Genomic DNA, 24,740 nt, shown 5'->3' with positions numbered 1-24,740 from the left:
GCTATAAATGCATTAACTGTCTGAACTCTTTCACTTTACTCCGACTGACCGGGATTTCAAATTCCAGATCTTTTAACCGCAGAATGTAGGTGTTATTGAACCACGGTTCGATCTCGCGAATTTTGTTGAGGTTTACGCAGAAGGAACGGTGACAGCGGAAAAAATGTGAAGCGGGCAGTTTGCTGCAAAATTCGGTGATGTTCATCGGCATGACATACGATTCGCGCCGTGTATAGACAAAGGTCATCTTTTCATGGGCTTCAGCGTAATAAATGTCGTTGATTGGAGTCACGATGATCCGCTCATCTTTGATCAGGTTGATCGTGTCATTTTCACGTGTTACGGGACTGGTGAGCGTCGTACCTGCTTGCTGTTGCTGCCAGGCCGCCTCCAGCTTTTGTAGCATGCCAACGATCCGCGATTCCTGGTATGGTTTCAGAATGTAGTCAAACGCTTCAAGCTCAAACGCTTCAACGGCATGCTCTTTCCAGGCGGTAATAAACACAATAAAGGGTTTATGCGCGAACTGGCTGATATTTTGCGCAAGTAGTACGCCATCCAGCGAGGGAATATTGATATCCAGAAAAATAGCGTCGACGCGGTTATGCTGCAGATATTTCAGCACGTCCAGACCATCGTCAAACGTCCCGACAATCTCCATCTGGCTGTGCTCTTTTATCAGCCAGCTAAGTTCCTGTTGGGCCAGGAATTCATCTTCAACAATGATGACTTTCACAACTTCACTCCTGGTTAAAGCAATAAGGTAGCCGGTGCTGCGGCGGGCGAGTGTTGATTGGGCACATAGAATGCTATTTCTGTGCCTGGTTCCAGGCGGCGGATATGTAATCCTTCGCCGTAGAGCAGCTTCACGCGGTGATGTACATTCAACAGACCAATTTTATTGCCCGGCATTTCGTTGGATTCGACCCGTTCAATAACTTTCGGATCAATACCATGGCCTGTATCCCTGACGGCGATCCGGACCCGATTACCGCACTCTGCGACGCTGATAGTAACCACGCCTTTCCCCTTGCAGGGTTGAATGCCATGGACGATGGCGTTTTCTACCAACGGCTGAATCAGCAGGCTGGGGATATAGCAGCTGACCTCTTCATCAATATCATAAATAACAGTCAGCTTGTCGCCAAAACGGGCCTGCTCGATGGCGATGTAATCTTTGATTTGATACAGCTCTTTTTTGATATCAATCTGCTCATCGTCTTTTAATTCAATATTATAGCGAAGATAACGTGACAAATTAAAAATGAGCTGGCGTGCGGTGTCCGGATTTAACCGCACGGATGAGGAAATAGCGTTTAGCGCATTAAACAGGAAATGGGGATTGATTTTACTTTGCAACGCCCGTAGCTCTGCCTTATTTGCCATTTCGCGCAGTTGCTCTGCACGGGATACTTCGAGTTGAGTGGAGATGATTTGCGACAGACCGATTGCCATCTCCTGTAACGAGGAGGTGATCTGGTGAGCGTGACAGTAGTAGATCTTCAGCGTGCCGGTCACAACACCTTTTTCCCATAAAGGGATCACCAGCATGGAGTGTATTTCTGGTGTACGATGTGCTTCATCATTGTTTTTTATGATGATTTTTCCGTAATTTATCGCCTGTTGAGTGGTGGGGCTGACGAAATCATCATTGTCGCGATAGTTTAGTTCCCCAACACCAACGTAGGCCAGAACGTGCTGGGTATTGGTAATTGCGACCGCATCTGCATGAATGTCATGGCGAATAATTTCGCACACCTGACGCAACGATTCGCTGTTCACATGACGAAAGAGTGGCAGGGTTTTGTTAGCGATATCCAGTGCCAGCTTGGCCTGCTTTGCGGCGCTGGCCTCTTTCTCTCCTTCAACGCTTTGTACCAGCATAACAATAAAGCCAATGCAGACGCTGCCAAGGATCATTGGGATACCGATTTTTGAGACAATATCCAGCCCCAGTTCGGTGGTGGGGGCCCATGCGACGACCAGGATCATAGTCAGCGTTTCGCACAGCATCCCGCCTAAAATACCTGCGCGCCAGTGCTGCGCTTTGGGGATCTTACGGTTGATCCAGCCAGCAATACAGCCCGCCAGAATACTGGTAATAAAGCACGGAAGGGCGGTTACGCCGCCAATATCGATCAGGTAGCGATGAATACCCGCGATAACACCTGTAATGATGCCGACCCACGGACCGAACAGAATCCCCCCTGACATTACAGCGATAATACGTACGTTAACCAGAGAACCTTCTACCGGTACGCCGGACCAGGTACTGAACAGAGCAAACATGGAGAAAATCGCGGTAACGGCGAGTAGCTCTTTCGGGGAGTGTGCAGACTTGTGCAACAGTTCGCGGAACAGGCGGATACGAATCAGGAAAAACAGACAAAACAGCATCAGCGCTGCCCGATCAAAGACCGCCAGCAGCATATTGAATATTTCGTGCACGGGTGACTCTTGCGAAAGGATTAAACCTCTATGATAGGTAACCTGAGGCTGGATGACCAGCATACCCGTAAGACCCGTCTAATGAGGAAAAACCATAATATTAAAAGGGGATTGTAAAGAAGAGGTGAGTTTACAATACATATCGAGGATTGGTTGATTTACGAGGTAAAATTTATAACATCAAAATGTTAATGGATGGTGATTTTGTCAATCAGTCAAAACTGTCCATTTCCCTTTTTATTTTTTCAGTTCCTCTTTTACGTCAGTAAAAAATATTTTTGTTTGCCTCTCGACAGATGGAATTTATTCAGGCTATTTTCTAAACGTGCCACCATCGTGGCAGCGTCGCTCGGACGGTCCGGGCGCTAACGTTAATCCTGAGGATATTATGGCTGACTCCCGCCCTGAACGTCGCTTTACGCGTATTGATCGCCTTCCCCCTTACGTTTTCAACATCACTGCTGAACTGAAGATGGCTGCGCGTCGGCGTGGCGAAGATATTATCGATTTCAGCATGGGGAATCCGGATGGGGCTACGCCTCCTCACATTGTCGAAAAATTGTGCACCGTGGCTCAGCGCCCGGATACGCACGGTTATTCAACTTCTCGCGGTATTCCACGGCTGCGTCGGGCGATTTCCCGCTGGTATCAGGAACGCTATGACGTTGATATCGATCCTGAGTCCGAAGCCATTGTGACCATTGGCTCCAAAGAAGGGCTGGCGCATCTTATGCTGGCGACACTGGATCACGGTGATACAGTTCTGGTACCAAACCCAAGTTACCCAATCCATATTTATGGTGCTGTGATTGCCGGAGCACAGGTGCGTTCTGTGCCGTTGGTGGAAGGGGTCGACTTCTTTAATGAGCTGGAGCGTGCGATCCGCGAAAGCTACCCGAAACCGAAGATGATGATTCTGGGTTTCCCGTCCAACCCGACTGCGCAGTGCGTGGAGCTGGAGTTCTTCGAAAAAGTGGTTGCACTGGCTAAACGTTACGACGTGCTGGTGGTTCACGACCTGGCCTATGCTGATATTGTTTATGATGGCTGGAAAGCGCCGTCTATCATGCAGGTTCCGGGGGCGCGTGACGTAGCGGTTGAGTTTTTCACTTTGTCGAAAAGCTATAACATGGCGGGCTGGCGCATTGGTTTTATGGTTGGCAACAAAACGCTGGTTAACGCGCTGGCACGCATTAAGAGCTATCACGATTACGGCACGTTCACGCCATTACAGGTTGCGGCGATTGCTGCGCTGGAAGGCGACCAGCAGTGTGTGCGGGATATCGCTGAGCAGTATAAGCGGCGCCGTGACGTACTGGTCAAAGGGCTGCACGAAGCTGGCTGGATGGTAGAAATGCCAAAAGCGTCGATGTACGTCTGGGCGAAAATCCCGGAGCAATATGCCGCTATGGGGTCACTGGAATTTGCCAAGAAACTACTGAACGAAGCAAAAGTATGTGTTTCGCCGGGGATTGGCTTTGGCGACTATGGCGATACTCACGTGCGTTTTGCATTGATTGAAAACCGAGATCGTATTCGCCAGGCGATCAGAGGAATTAAAGCGATGTTCCGTGCGGATGGCTTACTGCCTGCCGGTACGAAATCAGCAACTGAAAACGCTGACTAAAGATCGTTCAGATACAAAAGCAAACAGGAGCCTGATGGCTCCTGTTTTTTTGCTGCATCTTTTTATTTAGATCATCAGGGCAAAAGTACCGGCCCAAACGATGACCATAAATGAAATGCCCATAAAGAAATATTTCACTTTTCATCTCTCCGCGTACCAAAAGCACGCCTAAATGAACATACACTTACCTGACAGAGAGCTGATGCCACTGTGAGCAAACCAGAGAATACCCCTCGTTTTCTACGCTGCATCACCTCAGAATTCTGAGCTTTAATGCTCCAGACGGCGCTAATGTACGCCTAAAAATGAGGTGAGACAAGAGGCATTTTTTTATTTAATTTTAGTAACTTACGAGTGTCGTGATTCGGCGACAGTTTGATTTCTATCTGTAATGAATTGCTATTGGGCGACGCAATGTTTACTCAGATAATTCTCATATCCCCATGATATAAATGCGGATATTTTTTGCGAAAATTTCGATAAGAAAGGTTAGATATGACCAGACTAATGATGTTAGCACTCATTATTACGCCACTGACGTCGATGGCAGCGGCTCCGCTGGCACTGAATTTCAGCTGTGCAAGTATTGGTGGCGTGAATAGTGACGGTACAGGTAATGTTTGGATTAACGGCGAAAAAGCGATCGTTAAAAAATTCAATGAAAATTACTGGGAGGCAAAAAGCGGTAAAAATACCGTCTCCATTTCCCGTAAAGATGACGGGAACCCGGATGTTTCCTGGACTGGTCCTAATCGTAAACACGGGGTCTGTCTGCCGGAAGATAATAAGAGTTATGCTCCGGTAAAAAAATCATCTAATGCTGGCCCGACCTTTTCATGTTCTGCAGTCGACAAGGGAAGCATGGAAGAGATTATTTGCCACAGCCCGTCACTTTCCGCGATGGATGTGAAGTTGAATGCTGTATACCAGCAGGCGCTGGTTAAATCGAAGAATGATCCGATGTTGAAAGCGGAGCAGCGCGGTTGGATAAAAGGACGCAACGAGTGCTGGAAAGAGCAGGATAAGCCTGCCTGTCTCTCCCGCGAATATAGCCAGCGGATGTCTGAATTACAGAACAAATGGGGTGTCAGGTAATTCCGTCGCAGAAAAAAAGAAAGGCCGAATGGCCTTTCTTTTTAGATATATAACGAAGCTTCGCCCATGGGCCTTGTTTTGAAACGACGGTGGATCCAGAGATACTGCTCGGGTGCTCGCATGATCTCTTTTTCGATAATCTTGTTCATATAAGCCGCCGCCAGGTTCTCATCAGCCGGGTAGCCTTCCATCTCTGGCGTAATAAACAGACGGTAACCGGAGTTATCCTTTTTTCTCACCATCGTGACAGTCAGCATTGCGGCACCGGACAACCGTGACAGTACATAGGTACCATTGGTCGTTGCTACATCTTTCACCGCGAAGAATGGGGCGAACGAACTTCCTTTGCGACCGTAATCCTGATCGGGAGCAAACCATACGGCCTCTCCTTTTTTCAGTGCACCGACAATGCCTCGCAGATTATTTCTGCCGATCATGGCTTTGTTTGAGCGCATACGTCCACGAGTTTGTATCCACTCCATTAACTTATTGTTGTGTGGGCGATAGGTTGCCATCATCGGTTGGCAAAGTCCCATTACGCGACCACCCAGCTCCAGCGACATAAAGTGTACGCCTACTACCATCACGCCACGGTTTTGAGTTTGAGCACGTTTCAGGTTATCCAGCCCTTCAACGTCAAACCATTTACGTACCCGGCTGTCAGGCCAAAACCAGGCCATACCTGTTTCAAGCAAAGCCATCCCGAGTGAGCGAAAGTTTTCTTCGACCAGTTTATCTCTCTCTTGCTGGGATAAATTCGGGAAACAGAGTTCGAGATTTTTACGTGCAATAGATTCACGACGTTTTAAAAACGGGCGTGCAAGCGTACCGGTGCGAGTGCCCAGAAAGCACAAAACCGGATAGGGGAGTTGCACCAGTAACCAGAGCACACCGACACCAAACCATGTGAGCCAGTAACGCGGATGCAAAAACGCGCGTGAAAATTTACATTGGGGGAACATAAGCACCTGCTGTTGATACGAAAATGTTGTATCGCGAAGATTCTTTATCTACAGCGGTACACTCTGATACTGATCGTTAGGCCACCATGAGCGACGATGGTTCCTGTAAAGAGTGTAAAACTGAGTCAGGACAAAACCACGGGGAGCATTAATGATCGGACGTATAATGTACCACCTGGAGATTAATGTCAGCCAGAGATAAATAATCAAGAAGAGTAAATGTTTTCAGGTGGACAAGAAGAACAATGAAGCCAGATATAATACGTTGTTTTTATGATGGTTAAATAAAATACGATAAAACTCCATTCAACAAGGGATGATGCAATCATTGTTACATAATTGTTGCCTGAATTGCGTGCCGATAGGAATTGTCTTAGAATATAAATACAAGGAGCGTAAGGACTTACGTGAAGTTTTACGGCAGACAGGAGGTACCGCTATGCTCTATTTCTGGACCTTTCTCGTATTGTGTATTCTGAGCGTCAGCTGCTACATCTGGCAGGTTATGGGCGTTTGGGCGTCAATCAGTTCTTTTATCGGTATGGCCATCCTTTCGGCATTAATATATTTCGTTACCATGTGGTTGACTACCGGTGATGAAATGGTCACTGGGTTATTTCTTTTTCTTGCCCCAACATGTGGTCTGATCATTCGCTTTATGGTGGGAGACAGTAAGCATTAGCTTGATGCGACACGGTTGAAAATAAAATTAGTATCACGTTGATGGTTTTTCTGATCTTTCATGCGATGATTCTTAAGTGCCAGCATTGCTGGCACTTTTTTTGCCGATCTAAAGTGGATTAGCGGGCATCAGCAAGCTGTAATGACGCTTCTTCTTGCTGGGCATTTTTTCGCTGTTGCTCCAGCTCTAGCGCACCGCGATGAGACAGATAGCAGAACAGGATGCAGCACACTATTCCGCCCATCAGCAGATAAAAACCACCATGCCAGCCCATTTTGTCAACCATCACACCAAACAGGCTGGTTCCCAGTGAAGCGCCAAAAATGTAGCTCATAAATCCGCGTAATCCTACGGCAGAGCCAACTGCGAAGCTGGGGACGATTTCCATGGTTTGCACGGATGCCAGGAACTGTGGAACATAAATCAGGCAACCAACAATTGCGGCAAAAATGGTTACCATCAGCAGGGATTCGCTTTTCCAGTAGCCGATCAGGCAGACGAATATCAGCGCCATACAAATCATTGCCAACGGCATACGACGACCTTTAAACAGTTTATCGGTGAGCCAGCCTGCCAGTAGCGTGGAAGGAATTGCTGCCCATTCGAAAAACAGAAAAGCAACGCTCATTTGTTCTTTCGAAAAATGTTTTTCGGTTAACAGATAAATAGGCAGCCAACTGATCATGCCAAAGCGCACCATGTAGACAAACACGTCAACCAGTGAAACATACCAGGCATTCTTATTACGCAGAACATAGGTACAGAAGATCTGGAAGGCGCTCATATTTTCCGGAGCCTGGGTAACGTGCCGGGTATTGAGCACCACTTTTTCTTCCGGCATCATTTGTTCCAGCGTTGGCAAACCTTCTTCGCGCGGTGAACCTTTTCCCAGCATCAGAACAATAAAGGCAAACAGTACAGCAATGCAGGCAGGGACGATATAACTAGCGCTTTGCCAGTGTTCGCTGCCCAGAATGGCAAAGGCTGCGCCAACAATAGGCGCGACAATACCACCGCCAACGTTATGAGAGATATTCCAGAATGCGCCAACGCGTCCACGTTCTTTACGCGGGAACCAGTTTGCGATGGTAATAAACGATGGGCCAACACCCATCCCCTGGAATAATCCGTTGAAGACAACCAGCGCGGCAAAAATCCAGAATCCGGTGCTGAATCCCAACCCTACATTCACAATCGCGCACAGTATCAGGCCGCATGCCATGAAGACCTTAGGACTGGCCTTATCAGCCAGGCTACTCATAATGCCTTTACTGATCCCGTAAGCAATAAGCATGCAACTACTGAGTAAACCAATCTGCGTTGCGCTGAGATCCAGATGCTCTTTCAGATATGGAGTGGAGAGCGTGAAGTTATTACGTACAATATAGTACGCAAGATAACCGAGAAATACGCTAAGTAGAGCTTGCATTCGGTATCGACTATATGTCTCGTGGATTTTTTTCGTCGGGACTTTATTTGCCGATGGCCCTGTCTTGAATATTGAAAACATATCATCACCTAAATTTATATTGATGTGAATATCAGGGAGGTTCGGCAAGAAGAGTGAAATAGATGATGAAGAAACTCAAGTTGATGAAATGTGTCAATATTGACTCATTTTGTTGGGAATGCGACTGGATTTGACCCATTTAAATTAAGTGGTCTTTATTTTTATTATTTTCAGTTGGTTTTTATTATCAGCGTGTGCGGGTATTAACAAAATTGACAGGTGTTTTAAGGTATTCTTTGCTCATGTTTTAGCTTACTGATTGGTTATTTTGATAACAATCTTATCCTCCCTTCGCGGTGCTATCAAACGGGTAACTTTTGTCTCAATATTATTTTTCGAATATGTTGGTATTTATGAACGGGATCACAAACAGGTTTTTCTGTCGGGGATGGATTTTTGCCATCTCGCTCTTTTTTATATCGTTGTTGGCGGCCAGCCTTGCGCAGGGGAAAGAGCTGGTAATGGCGACAACGTTCTCGCCAGGGGCCACGGCCTGGATTATCCAGCGCTGGCAAACGGAGCCTGGGTCAGTGATGATTCGTACGCTCAACCGGACCAGTTCCTCTCTTGAGCAACTGCTTGATACCGCGAATGCGGAAAATGTCGATCTTATTTTGACTTCATCTCCCATGCTTTTGCAGCATCTTCAGGAGCATCAAAAGCTTGCACCTTGTGATAATGCGCTACCAGAAAGCCAGCGGCTGGTACCAGAGTCGATCCGCTCAACGTCCGTGGCGGTGGCAATATCGGGCTTTGGTCTGCTGATTAACCGTTCTGCGCTGGCTGCGCGACACCTGCCGCCCCCGACTGACTGGGGGGACTTAACGCACCCCAGATATCAGGGGGCATTGCTGATGAGTAGCCCGTCGCGCTCCGATACCAATCACCTGATGATAGAATCACTGCTTCAGCAAAAAGGGTGGGAGCAGGGGTGGGCGACGTTGCTGGCAAGTGCCGGAAATCTGGTGACAATTTCGTCACGGAGTTTTGGTGTCGCAGACAAAATTAAGAGCGGACTGGGCGTCGCTGGGCCGGTCATTGATAACTACGCTAATTTGCTGCTTAACGATCCGCATCTGGCCTTTACCTATTTCCCGCATTCTGCGGTTTCGCCTACTTACGTGGCCGTGCTGAAGAACAGTCAGCACGCGAATGAAGCACGCCGCTTCATTCGCTATCTATTGAGTCCGGAAGGACAAAGGATCCTCGCGGATGCCAATACGGGGAAATATCCGGTAACGCAGCTGGCTGCTGATAACCCGCGCGCGAGTCAGCAGGCGTTCCTGTTGAATCAGTCACCGTTAAATTATCGTCTTATCCTGAAACGACAACAGCTGGTACAGCGGATGTTTGATACCGCTATTAGTTTCCGTCTCGCGCAACTGAAGGATGCCTGGCGGGCGTTATACAGTGCGGAAGCGCGCCTGAAACACCCGCTACCTGAAATTAGAGCGTTGTTGACCAGTGTTCCGATCGATCCGCAGAGTAGCGAAGATGAAGCATGGCTTGCCCGGTTTGATAATAAAAGCTTTGCGGAACAGCAGATGATGGAGTGGCAACTCTGGTTTCTTAAAAATCAGCGTCAGGTCATATCGAAACTGGAAGAATTAAAATGAAAACCGGCTCGATACTACAACGCCTTCGCCAGCTCAGCATCAGCAGCAGTCTGCGAGGCGCTTTCCTGACAGGAGCGCTGCTGACGTTAAGCGTGAGCTGTGTCAGTTTGTATTCCTGGCACGAGCAGAGTTCGCAGATCCGTTATTCGCTTAATGACTATTTTCCGCGTGTCCATTCCGCTTTTTTGATTGAAGGGAATCTCAATCTGGTGGTTGATCAGCTTAATGAGTTCCTGCTGGCACCCAACACAACGGTAAGACTACAACTGCGCAACCAGATAATTCAGCATCTGGATAAGATTGAGGCGTTGAGCCAGGGGTTACAGTCAGAGGAGCAACAGCAACTGGTCGTTATTTTGCAGGACAGCCGTGCTTTGATGGCAGAGCTGGACAGGGTGCTCTACAACATGTTCCTGGTTCGCGAAAAAGTTAGCGAACTTTCCGCGCGCATTGACTGGCTGCATGATGATTTTACGACGGAGCTGAATTCCTTGGTGCAGGATTTTACCTGGCAGCAAGGAACACTGCTGGATCAGATTGAAGCGAAGAACGGTGATGAGGCTCAATATCTGAAACGCGCCAGGGAAGTGCAAAATGAACAGCAGCAGGTCTACACACTGGCGAGAATTGAGAATCAAATCGTTGATGACTTGCGCGACAGGCTGAATGAGCTGAAGTCAGGTAGCGATGATGGAATGCTGGTGGAGACTCACATTCGCTATCTGGAGAATCTGAAGAAAACGGCAGATGAAAATATTCGAACCCTTGATGACTGGCCCAGTACGATAACGTTGCGGCAAACTATCGATGAATTGCTGGAGATCGGGATGATGAAAAATAAAATGCCCGATACCATGCGCGACTATGTCGCCGCGCAGAAAGCACTCGTGGATGCCAGTCACGCCAGAGAAGCTACGCTCGGACGCTTCAGAACGCTGCTTGAAGCACAACTGGGTAGCAGCCATCAGCAAATGCAGATGTTTAACCAGCGGCTGGAGCAGATTGTTCGCGTCAGCGGTGGAATTATTCTGCTGGCGACTCTTCTGGCGCTGCTGCTGGCCTGGGGATTAAACCACTATTTTATCCGCTCGCGACTGGTGAAGCGTTTTACTGCGCTCAATCAGGCTGTGGTGCAAATAGGTCTGGGTAGAACCGATGCGACCATCCCGGTTTATGGGCGTGATGAGTTAGGACGCATCGCGCGTTTACTGCGTCACACGCTGGGTCAGCTTGGGACGCAAAAAAGGCAGCTTGAGCAGGAAGTCGCGGAGCGTAAGGAGATTGAGTCCGATTTACGCGCGACGCAGGACGAGCTTATTCAGACGGCAAAACTGGCGGTGGTCGGCCAGACTATGACCACGCTGGCGCATGAGATTAACCAACCGCTGAACGCGCTGTCGATGTATCTGTTTACCGCGGGAAGGGCTATCGAACAAGGTCAGTTAGCCCAGGCAAGGAGCACCTTAACCAAAGCAGAAGGGCTGATTACCCGTATTGATGCCATTATCCGCTCACTGCGGCAGTTTGCGCGGCGAGCTGAACCGGGAGCTCCGCTACATCCGGTCGATTTGCGCCAAAATCTCAGTGCAGCCTGGGAGCTGTTAGCTATGCGGCATAAGCCACAGCAGGGCACGCTTACACTGCCTGAAGAAACCATATGGGTACTGGGTGATGAAGTGAGAATTCAGCAAGTGCTGGTTAACGTGCTGGCAAATGCGCTGGATGCCTGCCCGATAGCCGCCGAAATTGAGGTGTCCTGGCAAGTGCAGGGCCACACGCTGAGCGTAATTATCAGTGATAATGGTCCCGGCTGGCCTGCGGCGTTGCTGCCGTCTCTTTTGAAGCCGTTCACCACCAGTAAGGATGTTGGACTCGGGATTGGCTTATCGATTTGTGTATCGTTGATGACGCAGATGAAAGGCGAGTTGCGCCTGGCGTCGACGTTGAGGCGCAATGCCTGCGTAGTACTGCAATTCAACCTGACGGATATAAAAGATGTTGAGTGATGAATATTCTGTTCTGCTAATTGATGATGATGCCGATGTACTTGACGCTTACACGCTGTTGCTTGAACAGGCGGGTTACCGCGTACAAGCCTGTAATAATCCCTTTGACGCAAGAAATTGGGTACCGGCTGACTGGCCTGGGGTCGTATTAAGTGATGTGTGTATGCCGGGGTGTTCCGGGATCGATCTGATGACCTTATTTCATCAGGATGATAATCAACTGCCAATTCTGTTGATCACCGGACATGGCGATGTGCCGATGGCGGTGGATGCGGTGAAAAAAGGCGCATGGGATTTCCTGCAAAAACCGATCGATCCCGGCAAACTGCTGGTGCAGGTCGAGGAGGCCTTGCGGCACCGGCAATCGGTGATTGCCCGTCGTCACTATTGCCAGCAAAAGCTACAGGTTGAACTGGTCGGGTACAGTGACTGGGCAAATCAGTATCGGCAGCGTTTACAACAACTGGCAGAAACAGATATTGCCGTTTGGTTTTATGGTGAGCCTGGTACGGGTCGCCTGACGGGTGCACGGTATTTGCATCAACTGGGGCGTAACGCCCAGGGACCATTTATTCGGGAAGAGCTGACATCCGGGAAAGCGGATCAACTTAATGAACTCATCGCCAGGGCGCAGGGAGGGACGCTGGTATTGAGCCATCTTGAGTGTCTGACGCGCGAACAACAACACCATCTGGTTCACCTGCAAAGTCAGGATCAGCGTCCTTTTCGCTTAATTGGCATTGGGGCGACATCGCTGGTAGAACTGGCAGCAACAAACCAAATTGTCGCGGAGCTCTATTATTGTTTTGCCATGACGCAAATTGGTTGCCAGCCACTGTCATTGCGCCCGGACGATATCGAGCCATTGTTTCGCCACTACCTGCATAAAGCCTGCCTGCGGCTGAACCATCCTGTTCCACAGGTAGACACCGAGCTATTGAAAACTATGCGGCGTCGAGCATGGCTAAGTAATGTCCGGGAACTGGCGAATGCCGCGGAGCTTTTTGCCGTTGGATTGCTCCCACTGGCAGAAACCGCCAATCCGCAGATGCACATGTCTGAACCGACACCCCTGGACCGTCGGATCGAAGAGTACGAACGGCAAATAATAACCGAAGCGTTAAATATTCATCAGGGGCGAATTAATGAGGTGGCAGAGTATCTGCAAATACCGCGTAAGAAACTGTATTTGCGGATGAGGAAATATGGACTTAGCAAAGAACACTATAAGTTTTAACGTATTGTTGGTTTGACCTGCCGGTCTCTGGTTCTATCTTCTGGCATATTTTGGTGATCGTTTTAATGATCACCAAAATATGCCAGATTTGCGAATTAATATCTGAGTATTGGGTTTACCACATCAAATCATCAGGCACGACAAAATCAGCGTACGGATCGTCCTCGTCTTTCGCTTCCTGGCTCAATTCGCAATTTAATACAATGTAGCTTGCATCGCGCTGCGCAATCTTATCAGCCACAACTGCTGGTATAATCGCGTATTCGCTATCGCGGTCACTTTCAGCAACCAGACGTGCAATGGCAAGACGTCCTTTGATCAACTGGGTTTGGGTAACCTTGTCAACATATATTTTTTTAATAAGATTATTATCGGTAAAGTTATAGCCAATATCGCCATGAGAAATGGTAATTCTGTTCATCTCAATTAGCTGCTTAATCTGCGCTTTATATTCTTTAGATAAGGCAGCTTGTTTTTGCTGTTCACTAAGCTGTTTATCACGCTCAATTTGCGCTTTTTTATTTTCTTCTACCGCTTCTCTGGCTTCGCGAGCCTGAACACGCGATTTTTTAGCCGTTCTTTGCACTTTCGCCATTTTTTTGCTGGTGACTAAGCCAGCTTTCAGCATCTGCTCTTGTAGGGTGAGTTTTGTCATGTTCGTTTCTGAATCCAATAAAATCGTTGTCAGGATTATAACCTCAACGTTCGACGGGATGCCAGATGCGGTAGCTTCGCCAGTCCGCTTCTGAAGCGAAGGCCAGAGCCAGGTAACCTGCGGATCTTCTCACCTCAATCCCATTTGCCGGAGTACGCTGTCAGGTATGAGGGCGAGTAGGCGTAATTATGTGATTGAGATGACTGGAAACTGAGTGATAAATAAGGCGTGGGATTTGTGAAGGATGCCATACAGTACCCTCTCCCGGTGGGAGAGGGCTAAGGCGGCGGAAACTACACCACCATTTCCATTTCCATCTTCACCGGATGGAAACGGCGTTTAAAGTAAATCAGACCGTGTCCTTGCTGGCCCAGGGTAATGTTCCTGATTTCCACCAGATAGACCAGATGGCTGCCGATGGTCTGCACCTGGCTAATCTCACCCTCGAGGCTCGCCAGCGAGCCTTTCAGAACCGGCTGGCCCAGTGTGCCTTTCTGCCAGCATGAAAGGTTGAAACGGTCTTCCATCGCCATACCGGTCATCCCGGCGAAGTGGCGGGCCATCACTTCCTGTTCGTGGTTCAGCACGTTGATACACAGCTTACCGTTGCCCTGAAACACCGGGTTCATCGCGCTATTGCCGTTGATACAGACCATTAGTGATGGTGGCGTATCGGTCACCGAACAGACCGCTGTGGCGGTGATACCGCAACGGCCCGCCTCGCCTTCGGTGGTGATGACGTTAACGGCGGCCGACAGACTGGCCATGGCATCGCGAAAACGCAGACGTTGTTCATCTAATTGCATTGTGGCCTCCCGCTGCTGGTTACTTCAGCAGTTTATCCAGCATGTTGATATCGGTATTGTTGTGCAGGTGTGGTACTGTCCAGCCGTTCTGGTCGTATTCAGACAGGCAGCGGTCCACCATCGCCATCATTTTGTCCATGTTGCCGGAGCTTTGGGCCTGACGCAGGCACTGCAGACGAATTTCATCCTGGCTGCCGGAGTAGTTGATTTCATACAGCTCATGCCGACCGCCAAATTCGCTGCCAATAGCGTCCCACATCAGTTTGAGGATCTTAATGCGCTCGACGTGATCCATGCCGTTCGAACCGCGCACGTATTTTGCCAGGTATTCGTTTATCTGTGGGTTGTTGAGATCACGTACGCTGGACGGCAGGTAGATCAGACCGCTGGTTACGCTGCGTTCAATAATGTTTTTGATTTTGGCGTAGGCCATCGGCGCCATCACCCGATAGGTTTGCAGCGCAGCATGATCCGGCAGATACGCGCCATTGACCCACGGCGTTGCTTCGGCGCACATCGAATCGCTCAGTGCCCAGAACATATTGCGCCAGGCTACCACTTCGCCAAGCTCGGCTTGTACGCCACGGAACTCCAGGGTACCGGTGCACTCCAGCGAGCGCTTCAGCAGGGCGGTGATAAAATCAAGTTTCACCGCCAGGCGTACGCAGGCCTGTAACGGATACATACGCGCGAAGCCACCTTCCATCGTCCAGCGACGGCAGCGGTCAAAATCGCGATAAATAAGTACGTTTTCCCATGGGATAAGCACGTTATCCATCACCAGGATCGCATCGTTTTCGTCGAAGCGGCTGGAGAGGGGATAATCGTATGGCGATCCGGTTGCTCCGGCCACCAGCTCATAGGAGGCGCGGGAGATAAGCTTGACCCCTTCAGCATCCATTGGCGCGACGAACATCAGCGCGAAGTCCGGGTTTTCGCCCATCACCTGTGCAGATCCGAAGCCAATCATGTTGTAGTGAGTCAGCGCTGAGTTGGTGGCCACGACTTTCGCGCCGCTGACGATGATTCCGGCGTCGGTCTCTTTCTCCAGCTTGATGTAGACGTCTTTCACTTCGTCGGCTGGCTTATGGCGGTCGATAGGCGGGTTGACGATGGCATGGTTAAAGTACAGGCCGGTTTCCTGAATACGGGTGTACCAGTTGCGGGCGTTCTGTTCAAACTGCCCATAAAATCCTGGGTTCGCGCCTAGCGCACAGCCAAATGCGGCTTTGTAGTCCGGGGTGCGGCCCATCCAGCCGTAGCTCAGACGTGACCATTCGGCGATGGCGTCGCGCTGCTGGCGCAGATCGTCGGCGCTTTTCGCGACGCGGAAGAACTTGTGGGTGTAGCCGCCGCTGCCTGTATCGGTACCCCAGCACAGGGTGTCCTGTAACTCGGGTTTATGCAGCGCATCGTACATCTGGGCAACGGAAGCGGCGGCGTTGCGGAAAGCTGGATGTGTGGTCACATCTTTAACGCGTTCGCCGTAGATATAGATTTCGCGACCGTCCTGCAAGCTCTTCAAATACTCTTCACCGGTTAACGGGCGTTTAACGTCTGCACGGAAATTTTCAGGTTTCATAGGGGACCTCTTCAGTATTAATCGGGGTGTTAAATTTATGTTTTATTTTTGTTGCTCAATTAAGGCGGTTAACGAGGTTTTCGTGAAGAGACTTTTAAGTCAACAGTGGGTACTTTTCAGGTGAGATAGCGTTCTGTGATCCGGGTGTCGTTTAGTTTGTTAGGGCGAGGGGAATCACGACACCGGTATTTTTTTTGTTCTGAACGCGCTTGGTGAACAGCCGACAAGACGGTTGAAAAAACGAGCGAAATAAGCCGGGTCTTTAAAACCCAACTGCCAGGCTATCTCGTTTACCGCGCTATCGGAAAACAGCAGCAGCCGCTTGGCCTCGCGCAGCTGCCTGTCGAAAATCAGTCGCTTGGGCGGGCGATTAGCGAAGCGTCGGCAGATATCGGTCAGCCTTGATTCGGTAAGATGCAGCTCACAGGCGTAGGCTGGCACCGTCCAGTGCTGGTGATAGTGGGTATCGATAAGCTGGTTAAAACGCTGGAATAGTTTTAGCTCGCCGCGCATCACGCTGGCGGCATGATCGTCAAGTTTCGCATTACGTAATAGCAGGGTGAACACCGCCTGCGCCAGCAGCGTCAGAGTGTGTTCACGTCCCGGCAGTTGCGAGGTTGATTCGCGTTCAATCAACCGCCAGTAGTGCGCCAGTGCCGCCAGCTCGTCGGGCTTATCGGCCAGCGACAGGCAGATACCCGGCAGGCCGAAAGCTTCCCGCGTGCCGGGGTAAAGTACTTCCAGAAGCGGCCAGACCAGATCCTCCCGCATTGTCAGCACGTGACCGTCGCTATCAGGCTCGGTGATAAAGGCGTGCGGCACCGAGGGCGGCGTCAGGACAAACAGCGGTGCCTGAACCGAGTAACGATGATCGTCGAGCTGCAGTTCAATCTGCCCGGTATCGAGGAAGTGCATCTGAAAATACTGGTCATGACGGTGCGCTTGCATATCGCGGCCGAAGAACTCAGCCATGCGGGCAAACGACTGATAATGCACATCTTCCGTCCCCAGACTCTCATCGTACTCTTTGTTGATATCGATATTGGCGACAGGGCTCTGGCACATAGTGGCTCCTTACGGCGTCGCGCGAGGACGCGATTCTTTCATCGGAATAAGCCAGATAATCACCGAACCAATGACCAGCAGGGCGGCAACGAACCACAAGCCGCTGCTGAAGCTGCCGGTAACATCCTTCAGCCAGCCGATCATCAACGGGCTGATTGCCGATCCGATATTGCCGGTAGCGTTGATTACCGCGATACCGATAGCTCTGGCGCGCAGGCTGATCGACTGATCCGGAGTGGTCCAAAAAATGGCCATTGCGCTAAACGATCCGGTAGAAGCCATCACGATCCCCAGCAATTGGATCAGGTTGTGATCGGTGGCAGAAGCTAACAGCCAGCCCGCAGCGGCAAACAGAAACGGCAGGGCTGTATGATGCTTACGTTCTCGATGTTTATCGGAGTGGCGGCTCCAGTAGATCATCCCGAGGATAGTACAAATCTGCGGGATCGCCGCCAGCAGGCCGATGGTGATATTGCTGCTGCTTTCGTTAAAGCTTTTCAGGATCTGAGGTGTCCAGATACTGATGGCGCTGAGCGTATTGGTCAAACAGAAGTAGGCTAACGTATACATCAACACGATTGGCGTAAACACCTCCCGCCACAGGCTGCGCTGCTGCATGGCGTGATGACTGATCGCCCCTTCCGGTTGTACCAACGTGAGTCGATCGTTATCCATCATCTCCTGCAGGCACTTTTTGTCCTCTGACGTCAGCCATTTTGCCTTCGACGGTGAATCATCAAGCCAGAACCAGACCATAATACCGAGCAGCACTGACGGGAAGCCTTCCAACAGGAACAGCCACTGCCAGCCGCGCAGATCAAGCATACCGTCCATCGACAGAATATAACCGGAGACGATTGACCCCAGTGCGGTGGTGACCGGCATGGCAATCATAAACAGCGCGTTGGCGCGAGCGCGGAAGAAGGCCGGGAACCAGAAAGTCAGGTACAGCAGAATACCGGGAAGGAAACCGGCCTCGGTTATCCCCACCAGCATACGCAGGAGATAGAGACTGTTCGGGCCGGTGGCAAACATGGTGGCGGTGGAGGCGATGCCCCACAGCACCATAATAGTGGCAATCCAGCGGCGAGCGCCGACGATGCTAAGCATCACGTTGCTGGGGATGCCGAAAATCACGTAGGTGACATAAAACAGGGTGGTAGCAAGGCCAAACATGGTGGCGTTAAGGCCCAAATCCTGCCCCATGGTTAATCCGGCAAATCCAATATTGATGCGATCTAAAAATGAAAAGATAAACAGCACGAACAAAAATACGATCAGGCGGCGAAACAATTTGTTAATAACCGACTGCTGTTGCGCAGTCAGCTGCTTGTGCTGATTTGCCGGATCAAACTTTTCCGGGATGGCAGATGATGTGTCGCTCATTATCATTTTCCTCTAATGGGAATTATGTAGGGTACTGCGGGTTGCCGGGGGGCGCTGTGCCACCTGGCATTAGTAGACGCCTGATGAACCTGGCGCGTTTATTTCCAATCCGAATCGCATGGCGAGGGCTTCTGCGCCACGTGCCAGCAGGGTGGTATCGACACCGATGGCTACAAACAGTGCGCCAAGCTCCAGATAGCGCTTTGCCAGTTGTTCATTGGCCATCAGGATCCCTGGTGCTTTACCCGCAGCGCGAATTTGTGCGATAGCGTGTTCAATGGCTGCCTGTACTTCCGGATGCTGCGGATTGCCGCTGAAACCCATATCGGCGCTAAGATCTGCCGGGCCGATAAACACGCCATCGACATCGTCAACGTCGAGAATCTGCGGCAGGTTTTTCAGCGCTTCACGGGTTTCGATTTGCACCAGTATGCACATCGCGTCGTTGGCCTGATGGATGTAATCCGGGATGCGGTTCCAGCGCGAAGCGCGGGCGAGCGCGCTGCCGACGCCGCGAATGCCAGCGGGCGGATAGCGGGTGGCTTTCACCGCCAGCCGGGCTTCGTCGGCGTTCTGTACCATCGGTATCAGCAGGGTTTGCGCACCGATATCCAAGAGTTGTTTAATCTGTACCGGGTCGTTCCACGATGGTCGCACCACCGGTTGGCTGGGGTAGGGAGCGATCGCCTGAAGCTGGCTCAATACCGTTTGCACGTTATTCGGTGCATGTTCGCCATCGATCAACAGCCAATCGAATCCGGCCCCGGCCAGTAGTTCAGCGCTGTAGCTGCTGGTTAGCCCCAGCCACAGGCCAATCTGCGGACGGCCCGCTTTTAAGGCTTCTTTAAAAGCGTTATTCATTATGTTCCCCTTAAACAAAGCGGCAGCTAATTGCGCCCATGTTGCCGTAGTCGACGTGGAAGGTATCGCCCTTGCGCGCGGGTACCGGACGAGTGAAGGAGCCGCCGAGAATAACCTGCCCGGCTTCCAACTGGACGTCGTACGGTGCCAGCTTATTCGCCAGCCAGGCCACGCCGTTGGCCGGGTGATTCAACACTCCAGCAGCGACGCCGGTCTCTTCGATCACGCCGTTGCGATAGAGCAGGGCGGAGATCCAACGCAGATCCAGCTCGTCGGGTTTAATGGGGCGACCACCGAGGATCACCCCGGCGTTGGCAGCGTTATCGGAAATCGTGTCAAAGACTTTGCGTGGACGCTGGGTTTCCGGGTCGATGTTGTGGCAGCGGGCGTCGATCAGCTCCAGCGCAGGGATCACATAGTCGGTAGCGTTGTAGACGTCGAACAGGGTGCAGTTTGGCCCGCGCAATGGTTTTGCCAGCACGAAGGCCAGTTCGACTTCGATGCGTGGGACGATAAAGCGGTCAGTAGGAATATCGCTGCCGTCGTGGAAAAACATATCATCCAGCAGTGCGCCGTAGTCCGGTTCGCTAATCTGTGAGCTGGCCTGCATCGCTTTTGAAGTCAGGCCGATTTTATGTCCTTTCAGCACGCGACCTTCGGCGATTTTCATGTTTACCCATTCGCGCTGCACAGCGTAGGCGTCTTCAATGGTGATCGTCGGGTGATCCAGCGAGATAGCACGGATCTGTTCGCGCTGTTTTTCCGCCTGGTTTAGCCGTTGGGCGATTAGAGTATGGGTATGTTTATCAAGCATAATTGCTTCCTGTTACGTCATTCGGTGCTGCTGCGCCGGATAAGACGCAGGTGTGTCTTATCCGGCTTACGGTTTGATATTGCTTCGTATTTTTTTGCCTTTTGCAGGCCCGGTAAGCGCAGCCCCACCGGGCGAAAAGGCGTACTATTTAAACAATGCGTGTACGTTATTTTGTTTGTAATTCAGCGTCGGGTGCAGCTCGCTGATTTCAAACGACAGCGCCAGGTAGCGGCTCTCCATCAGCGTGGCGAAATGGGCCTTAATCAGCGTAAACAACATATCGCCCACGTCCTGACGGCTTTCCAGGCTGCGTCCGGAGCCGATTTTTAGCGTCATGTGTACAAAGGCGTAATCATGCAGACCGTCTGCCATTTGCCAGGTATCCAGCCAGATGGCGCGGCTGCGAATGCCGCCGATGGGAAAGATGCCGGTCGCCGCCAGCGCTTCGTTCACTTTGCCGAACAGTCCCGGTAAGTTGGCCTGTTCGCGGATGTTATCGGTACATTCGGCGATAAAATGCGGCATTCTGAATCCTCCTTATGCCTGTTCGGGCAGTGGGAATACGGCGTTGACCTGGCCGGTACCGGAGCTGGCGAATAACTCGGTAATAAACTCTACTTTGCCGTCATAGCAGTCCCAGCCCAGCAGACCGAGCAGCATCACCGTGTCGTGCATATTGCCTTCGCCGTAGCAGTAGTCGGCGTACTCCGGCAGCATGTCGCAAAACTCTTTGAATTTGCCCTCGCGCCACAGCTTGATTACGCGCTCGTCCATCTGGTGGTCGAACTCACGGGTATAGCTGTTCATCCCTTCTTCGGCGCGCTGGTCATCGATAAAGCGGTGTGACAGTGAGCCGCTGGCCAGAACTGCCACGGTGCCGTCATATTTCTCAATCGCTTTCAGAATGGCTTCGCCCAGTTTGCGGCTGTCGGCGAAATCGTGGACGGTGCAGAACGCGGAGATCGACACTACTTTGAAATGTTTATCACTGTTCATGTAGCGCATCGGAACCAGCGTGCCGTACTCCAGCTTAAGGCTTGGGATGTTGTGCGCTTTGGCACGCACGCCGAGCTTGACCGCTTCGTCGGCGATAAGGTGGCCCAACGCCGGGTTGCCGTTGTAATCGTAAGTCATGTCGCGGATAAAATGCGGCAGTTCGTTACTGGTGTAGACGCCCTGAAAATGGTCAGCACAGTTAATGTGGTAGGCGCTGTTGACCAGCCAGTGGGTATCAAAAACGATGATTGTATCGACGCCCAGCTCACGACACCGCTTGCCGATTTCTTTGTGCCCATCGATAGCTCCCTGACGGCAGCCGTGGTTTTTACCCGGCAGTTCAGAGAGATACATTGACGGCACGTGAGTGATTTTTGCTGCTAATGCTAACTTTCCCATATCAGACTCCCCATTTTGGGATCGGATGGTCGCCCATCGAGATGCAGACGTTTTTCATTTCAGCGAACACTTCAAAGCTATATTCGCCGCCTTCGCGGCCGGTGCCGGAAGCCTTCACGCCGCCAAACGGCTGACGCAGGTCGCGGACGTTCTGGGTGTTGACGAACACCATTCCGGTTTCGATGCCGCGTGCCAGACGCAGCACTTTGCTGACGTCCTGGGTCCAGATATAAGAGGCGAGGCCGTACTCCACATCGTTGGCCAGGCGCAGACCGTCCGCCTCGTCTTTAAACGGCAGCAGACAGGCTACCGGGCCAAAAATCTCTTCCTGTGCCACGCGCATGCGGTTGTCGACGTCCGCTAGCACAGTTGGTCGCAGGAAGTTGCCGTTTTTCAGATGTGCAGGCAGGTCAGTGGGTTTATCCGGGCCTCCTGCCAGCAGGGTCGCCCCTTCTTCAATACCAAGGCGGATATAGCCGGAGACTTTCTCCCAGTGCTGCTGGCTAATCAGTGCGCCCACCTGGGTGTTCGGATCGTTCGGGTCGCCGACGCGCAGACGTCTTGCGCGTTCGGCAAAGCGTTTAACGAACTCGGAGTAGATGCTCTGCTGAATGAAGATACGCGAGCCAGCGGTGCAGCGTTCACCGTTGATCGAGAAGATAGTGAACAGTGCGGCGTCGAGTGCACGCTCAATATCAGCATCTTCAAAAATCAGCACCGGCGATTTCCCACCCAATTCCATGGAATATTTTTTCAGCCCGGCGTTTTTCATGATATTGCGGCCGGTGGCGGTTCCGCCGGTAAACGACACCGCGCGTACGTCGTGGTGGCGAACCAGCGCATCGCCCGCCGTTGCACCATAGCCCTGAACCACGTTCAGTACGCCCGCCGGAATACCGGCTTCCAGCGCCAACTCGCCCAGGCGGTCAGCGGTCAGCGGTGATAACTCAGACATCTTCAGCACTGCGGTATTGCCTAGCGCCAGGCACGGCGCGACCTTCCAGGTGGCAGTCATAAACGGCACGTTCCAGGGTGACACCAGCGCGCAGACGCCGACCGGTTGCACGAGCGTGTAGTTCAGCATCTTGTCGTCGACCGGATAGGTCTTGCCGTTCATCTGCTGGCATACTTCGGCGAAGAACTCGAAGTTATGCGACGCCCGCGGGATCAGTACGTTTTTGGTCTGGTGGATGGGCAAACCGGTATCGGCGGTTTCCATGGCAGCGATCTCCGGCACGTTCTGGTCGATCAGATCGCCCAGACGACGCATCAGACGCGCACGCTCTTTCATCGGCAGGTTGGCCCATTTCGGAAATGCCTCTTTTGCCGCCGCAACTGCCTGATTCACCTCGTCTGCACCGCCGGAGGCCACTTCCGCCAGCACCTCGCCGGTCGCCGGGTTAGTGGTGTGGAAATATTCGGTGGCCGCGACATTTTTGCCGTTGATCCAGTGGTTAATCTTTTTCATGACAGCTTCTCCTCATATGTCTGCTGGCTGATGATGTGGTTGACCAGGTGGCCGACGCCCTCCACTTCGACGATCACTTCATCACCCGGTACTACGTCCGACAGCCCTTTCGGGGTGCCGGTAGCGATCATGTCGCCAGGTTGCAGGGTCATAAACTCGCTCAGGTAAGCGATCAGAAATGGAATGCTGAAGATCAGATCGGCGGTGGTGCCTTGCTGGCGCAGTTCACCGTTGACCCAGGTGCGCAGTGCCAGATTATGTGGGTCTGGAATATCCGCTTTATCGACGATCCAGGGACCTATCGGCGTCAGGGTATCGCGGCTTTTTACCCGTAAATTGGGGCGATAGTAGTTTTCCAGATAGTCGCGGATGGCGTAGTCATTGCATACGGTGTATCCGGCGACGTACTCCATGGCGTCGGCTTCACTGACTTTACGCGCGGTTTTGCCGATCACCACGACCAGTTCAGCCTCGTAGTGCATGTACTCGACGTTATCCGGGCGCACCGACTCCTGCTGGTGGCCGATAAAGGTGTTTGGCGCTTTGATAAACACCAATGGTTCGGTTGGTGGCTTAAACTCCAGCTCGCTGGCGTGATCGGCGTAGTTCAGACCCAGCGCGAACAGCGTGCCGTCGGCGGGGGGGAGCCAGCGGAATTCGCCCTCATTTAGCAGCTTGCCGTTCTCTAACTGTACCTGGCCGCGTTCATCAACCTGAACATCGTGATGTTGTCCCTGCCACTCAATACGTGCTTGTTTCATGCCAGCTCTCCTTCAGCAACCACCGGGTTTTCCAGCGTCGGGAAGCCTTCGGCGAGAATGCGTACGCGATCGCCGGGTCTCAGCGTTACGCGGTTGTGCGGGGTCCCGATCAGAATAGCGTCGCCGGGTTTAAGGGTGGCGAATTCGCTCAGGGCGCTCAGTAGCTCGGCAGAGGAGCGCTGGAGGTCTGCGGTGTTCCAGCTATCTGCTTCGCGACCGTTGATTTCAGTGATGATGGTCAGTTCATCGACGTTACTCGGCGTAGCGAGAGCGCCAATCGGACAGAAACCATCGCGGCATTTGGCTTTAATTGCCGGGCGATAGAAGCTCTCTTCCGGCAGGCTGACGTCATTAGCCAGCGCGTATCCTGCAATATAAGCAGCAGCTTCTTCTGTGGCTACTTTGTGGGCGGTTTTGCCGACAATCAGCGCCACGGTCGCACCGCTCTGTACTGTTTCATCCTTCGGGTAGGGGATGGTCTCGCCGTTACCGATAACGGTGTTGCGCGGTTTGATAAACCAGACCGGGGTCTTCGGCAGCGTTTTGTAGGGAGCCTGCTGAAACGCATTGCGCCAGGCATCAAGCTGGCTGCGATGGTTAAGGGCTACGGCGAAGATGGTACCTTTCATTTACCACTCCTCTGGTATGGATTCAGGAATCAAAGAAAATTCATTAATATGTTAACGATTATCTTTTATGCTTTGTGGAAAGGTTTGGCAAACAGAAGTGAATGTTTTGTGAGCGGATTAACAATAAATTTACAC

Annotated in this window: 23 protein-coding genes; 6 read left to right on the top strand and 17 right to left on the bottom strand. The window is 51.5% G+C overall.

Features of this window, described 5'->3' with window-relative positions; all coding sequences use genetic code 11:
• Nucleotide 1: 1 nt before the first annotated feature.
• Both ypdB and OH663_RS13940 read right to left on the bottom strand, forming a co-directional pair.
• A complete protein-coding gene (gene ypdB / locus OH663_RS13945; protein ID WP_045445801.1) occupies nucleotides 2–736 on the bottom strand; it encodes a two-component system response regulator YpdB in 735 nt (244 codons plus the stop codon).
• Between the two features lie 14 nt (nucleotides 737–750).
• Nucleotides 751–2,448: a sensor histidine kinase gene (locus OH663_RS13940; RefSeq protein ID WP_136345336.1), complete on the bottom strand. Its 1,698-nt coding sequence runs from the start codon at nucleotides 2,446–2,448 to the stop codon at nucleotides 751–753.
• A 388-nt stretch (nucleotides 2,449–2,836) separates the two neighbouring features.
• On the opposite strand from OH663_RS13940, the gene alaC reads away from it, so the two are divergent.
• On the top strand, nucleotides 2,837–4,075 hold the full coding sequence (alaC, locus tag OH663_RS13935) for an alanine transaminase (RefSeq protein WP_045449736.1): 1,239 nt from the start codon (nucleotides 2,837–2,839) through the stop codon (nucleotides 4,073–4,075).
• A 66-nt stretch (nucleotides 4,076–4,141) separates the two neighbouring features.
• Here the strand turns inward: alaC and ypdK are convergent, their stop codons facing one another.
• Complete coding sequence (ypdK, locus tag OH663_RS13930; RefSeq protein WP_010723117.1) at nucleotides 4,142–4,213, bottom strand: membrane protein YpdK; 72 nt, start codon at nucleotides 4,211–4,213, stop codon at nucleotides 4,142–4,144.
• Nucleotides 4,214–4,570: 357 nt separating this feature from the next.
• Here ypdK and OH663_RS13925 point away from each other — a divergent pair, with 357 nt between their 5' ends.
• Nucleotides 4,571–5,170, top strand: a complete 600-nt coding sequence (locus OH663_RS13925; RefSeq protein ID WP_200010258.1) for a lysozyme inhibitor LprI family protein — start codon at nucleotides 4,571–4,573, stop codon at nucleotides 5,168–5,170.
• 41 nt (nucleotides 5,171–5,211) lie between these two features.
• On the opposite strand, the gene lpxP is transcribed toward OH663_RS13925, so the two are convergent.
• Nucleotides 5,212–6,132, bottom strand: coding sequence for a kdo(2)-lipid IV(A) palmitoleoyltransferase (gene lpxP, locus OH663_RS13920; RefSeq protein ID WP_045445791.1), 921 nt, complete (start codon nucleotides 6,130–6,132; stop codon nucleotides 5,212–5,214).
• 439 nt (nucleotides 6,133–6,571) lie between these two features.
• On the opposite strand from lpxP, the gene OH663_RS13915 reads away from it, so the two are divergent.
• A complete protein-coding gene (locus OH663_RS13915; protein ID WP_048220878.1) occupies nucleotides 6,572–6,814 on the top strand; it encodes a YfdY family protein in 243 nt (80 codons plus the stop codon).
• A gap of 118 nt (nucleotides 6,815–6,932) precedes the next feature.
• Here the strand turns inward: OH663_RS13915 and pgtP are convergent, their stop codons facing one another.
• Nucleotides 6,933–8,324 carry a phosphoglycerate transporter PgtP gene (pgtP, locus tag OH663_RS13910; protein WP_200010256.1) on the bottom strand — a complete coding sequence of 464 codons (1,392 nt, stop codon included), beginning with the start codon at nucleotides 8,322–8,324 and terminating at the stop codon, nucleotides 6,933–6,935.
• A 461-nt stretch (nucleotides 8,325–8,785) separates the two neighbouring features.
• Between pgtP and pgtC the strand changes: the two genes are divergently transcribed.
• The 3 genes from pgtC to pgtA are packed head-to-tail and all read left to right on the top strand — an operon-like array spanning nucleotide 8,786 to nucleotide 13,183.
• Nucleotides 8,786–9,940, top strand: a complete 1,155-nt coding sequence (gene pgtC, locus OH663_RS13905; RefSeq protein ID WP_200010379.1) for a phosphoglycerate transport regulator PgtC — start codon at nucleotides 8,786–8,788, stop codon at nucleotides 9,938–9,940.
• 11 nt (nucleotides 9,941–9,951) lie between these two features.
• Entirely contained in the window at nucleotides 9,952–11,946 is a 1,995-nt protein-coding gene (gene pgtB, locus OH663_RS13900; RefSeq protein WP_200010377.1) for a two-component system sensor histidine kinase PgtB, read from the top strand.
• Nucleotides 11,936–13,183: a two-component system response regulator PgtA gene (pgtA, locus tag OH663_RS13895; RefSeq protein WP_200010254.1), complete on the top strand. Its 1,248-nt coding sequence runs from the start codon at nucleotides 11,936–11,938 to the stop codon at nucleotides 13,181–13,183. Before pgtB ends, pgtA begins: the two co-directional genes overlap by 11 nt.
• A 115-nt stretch (nucleotides 13,184–13,298) precedes the next feature.
• Here pgtA and OH663_RS13890 read toward each other — a convergent pair whose 3' ends face one another.
• From OH663_RS13890 to OH663_RS13835, 12 genes are all read right to left on the bottom strand, one after another.
• The gene (locus OH663_RS13890; RefSeq protein ID WP_048220880.1) at nucleotides 13,299–13,838 is read right to left on the bottom strand and encodes a DUF2058 domain-containing protein; all 540 of its coding nucleotides are present in this window, start codon (nucleotides 13,836–13,838) and stop codon (nucleotides 13,299–13,301) included.
• A gap of 293 nt (nucleotides 13,839–14,131) precedes the next feature.
• On the bottom strand, nucleotides 14,132–14,644 hold the full coding sequence (locus tag OH663_RS13885; RefSeq protein ID WP_045445773.1) for a 4-hydroxyphenylacetate 3-monooxygenase reductase subunit: 513 nt from the start codon (nucleotides 14,642–14,644) through the stop codon (nucleotides 14,132–14,134).
• Between the two features lie 19 nt (nucleotides 14,645–14,663).
• Nucleotides 14,664–16,226, bottom strand: a complete 1,563-nt coding sequence (gene hpaB, locus OH663_RS13880) for a 4-hydroxyphenylacetate 3-monooxygenase, oxygenase component (RefSeq protein ID WP_045445771.1) — start codon at nucleotides 16,224–16,226, stop codon at nucleotides 14,664–14,666.
• Between the two features lie 174 nt (nucleotides 16,227–16,400).
• Entirely contained in the window at nucleotides 16,401–17,291 is an 891-nt protein-coding gene (gene hpaA / locus OH663_RS13875; RefSeq protein ID WP_200010243.1) for a 4-hydroxyphenylacetate catabolism regulatory protein HpaA, read from the bottom strand.
• Between the two features lie 9 nt (nucleotides 17,292–17,300).
• Complete coding sequence (gene hpaX, locus OH663_RS13870) at nucleotides 17,301–18,677, bottom strand: 4-hydroxyphenylacetate permease (protein WP_045445765.1); 1,377 nt, start codon at nucleotides 18,675–18,677, stop codon at nucleotides 17,301–17,303.
• A 69-nt stretch (nucleotides 18,678–18,746) separates the two neighbouring features.
• The gene (hpaI, locus tag OH663_RS13865) at nucleotides 18,747–19,538 is read right to left on the bottom strand and encodes a 4-hydroxy-2-oxoheptanedioate aldolase (RefSeq protein WP_200010241.1); all 792 of its coding nucleotides are present in this window, start codon (nucleotides 19,536–19,538) and stop codon (nucleotides 18,747–18,749) included.
• 10 nt (nucleotides 19,539–19,548) lie between these two features.
• Nucleotides 19,549–20,352: a 2-oxo-hept-4-ene-1,7-dioate hydratase gene (gene hpaH / locus OH663_RS13860; RefSeq protein ID WP_045445759.1), complete on the bottom strand. Its 804-nt coding sequence runs from the start codon at nucleotides 20,350–20,352 to the stop codon at nucleotides 19,549–19,551.
• A 144-nt stretch (nucleotides 20,353–20,496) separates the two neighbouring features.
• The gene (locus tag OH663_RS13855; RefSeq protein ID WP_045445756.1) at nucleotides 20,497–20,877 is read right to left on the bottom strand and encodes a 5-carboxymethyl-2-hydroxymuconate Delta-isomerase; all 381 of its coding nucleotides are present in this window, start codon (nucleotides 20,875–20,877) and stop codon (nucleotides 20,497–20,499) included.
• A gap of 12 nt (nucleotides 20,878–20,889) precedes the next feature.
• Nucleotides 20,890–21,747: a 3,4-dihydroxyphenylacetate 2,3-dioxygenase gene (gene hpaD, locus OH663_RS13850; RefSeq protein WP_200010239.1), complete on the bottom strand. Its 858-nt coding sequence runs from the start codon at nucleotides 21,745–21,747 to the stop codon at nucleotides 20,890–20,892.
• A gap of 1 nt (nucleotide 21,748) precedes the next feature.
• Nucleotides 21,749–23,215, bottom strand: coding sequence for a 5-carboxymethyl-2-hydroxymuconate semialdehyde dehydrogenase (hpaE, locus tag OH663_RS13845; protein WP_200010238.1), 1,467 nt, complete (start codon nucleotides 23,213–23,215; stop codon nucleotides 21,749–21,751).
• Complete coding sequence (locus OH663_RS13840; RefSeq protein WP_045445747.1) at nucleotides 23,212–23,976, bottom strand: fumarylacetoacetate hydrolase family protein; 765 nt, start codon at nucleotides 23,974–23,976, stop codon at nucleotides 23,212–23,214. Before OH663_RS13840 ends, hpaE begins: the two co-directional genes overlap by 4 nt.
• Complete coding sequence (locus OH663_RS13835) at nucleotides 23,973–24,605, bottom strand: fumarylacetoacetate hydrolase family protein (protein WP_200010236.1); 633 nt, start codon at nucleotides 24,603–24,605, stop codon at nucleotides 23,973–23,975. The genes OH663_RS13840 and OH663_RS13835 overlap by 4 nt, the downstream gene beginning before the upstream one ends.
• Nucleotides 24,606–24,740 lie beyond the last annotated feature (135 nt).

This window comes from Citrobacter sp. Marseille-Q5395, from assembly GCF_947057495.1.
GTDB classification, from domain to species: domain Bacteria; phylum Pseudomonadota; class Gammaproteobacteria; order Enterobacterales; family Enterobacteriaceae; genus Citrobacter; species Citrobacter murliniae.
The sequence above is the reverse complement of the archived record's forward strand: the minus strand, read 5'-3'. Positions and strand labels throughout refer to the sequence as shown.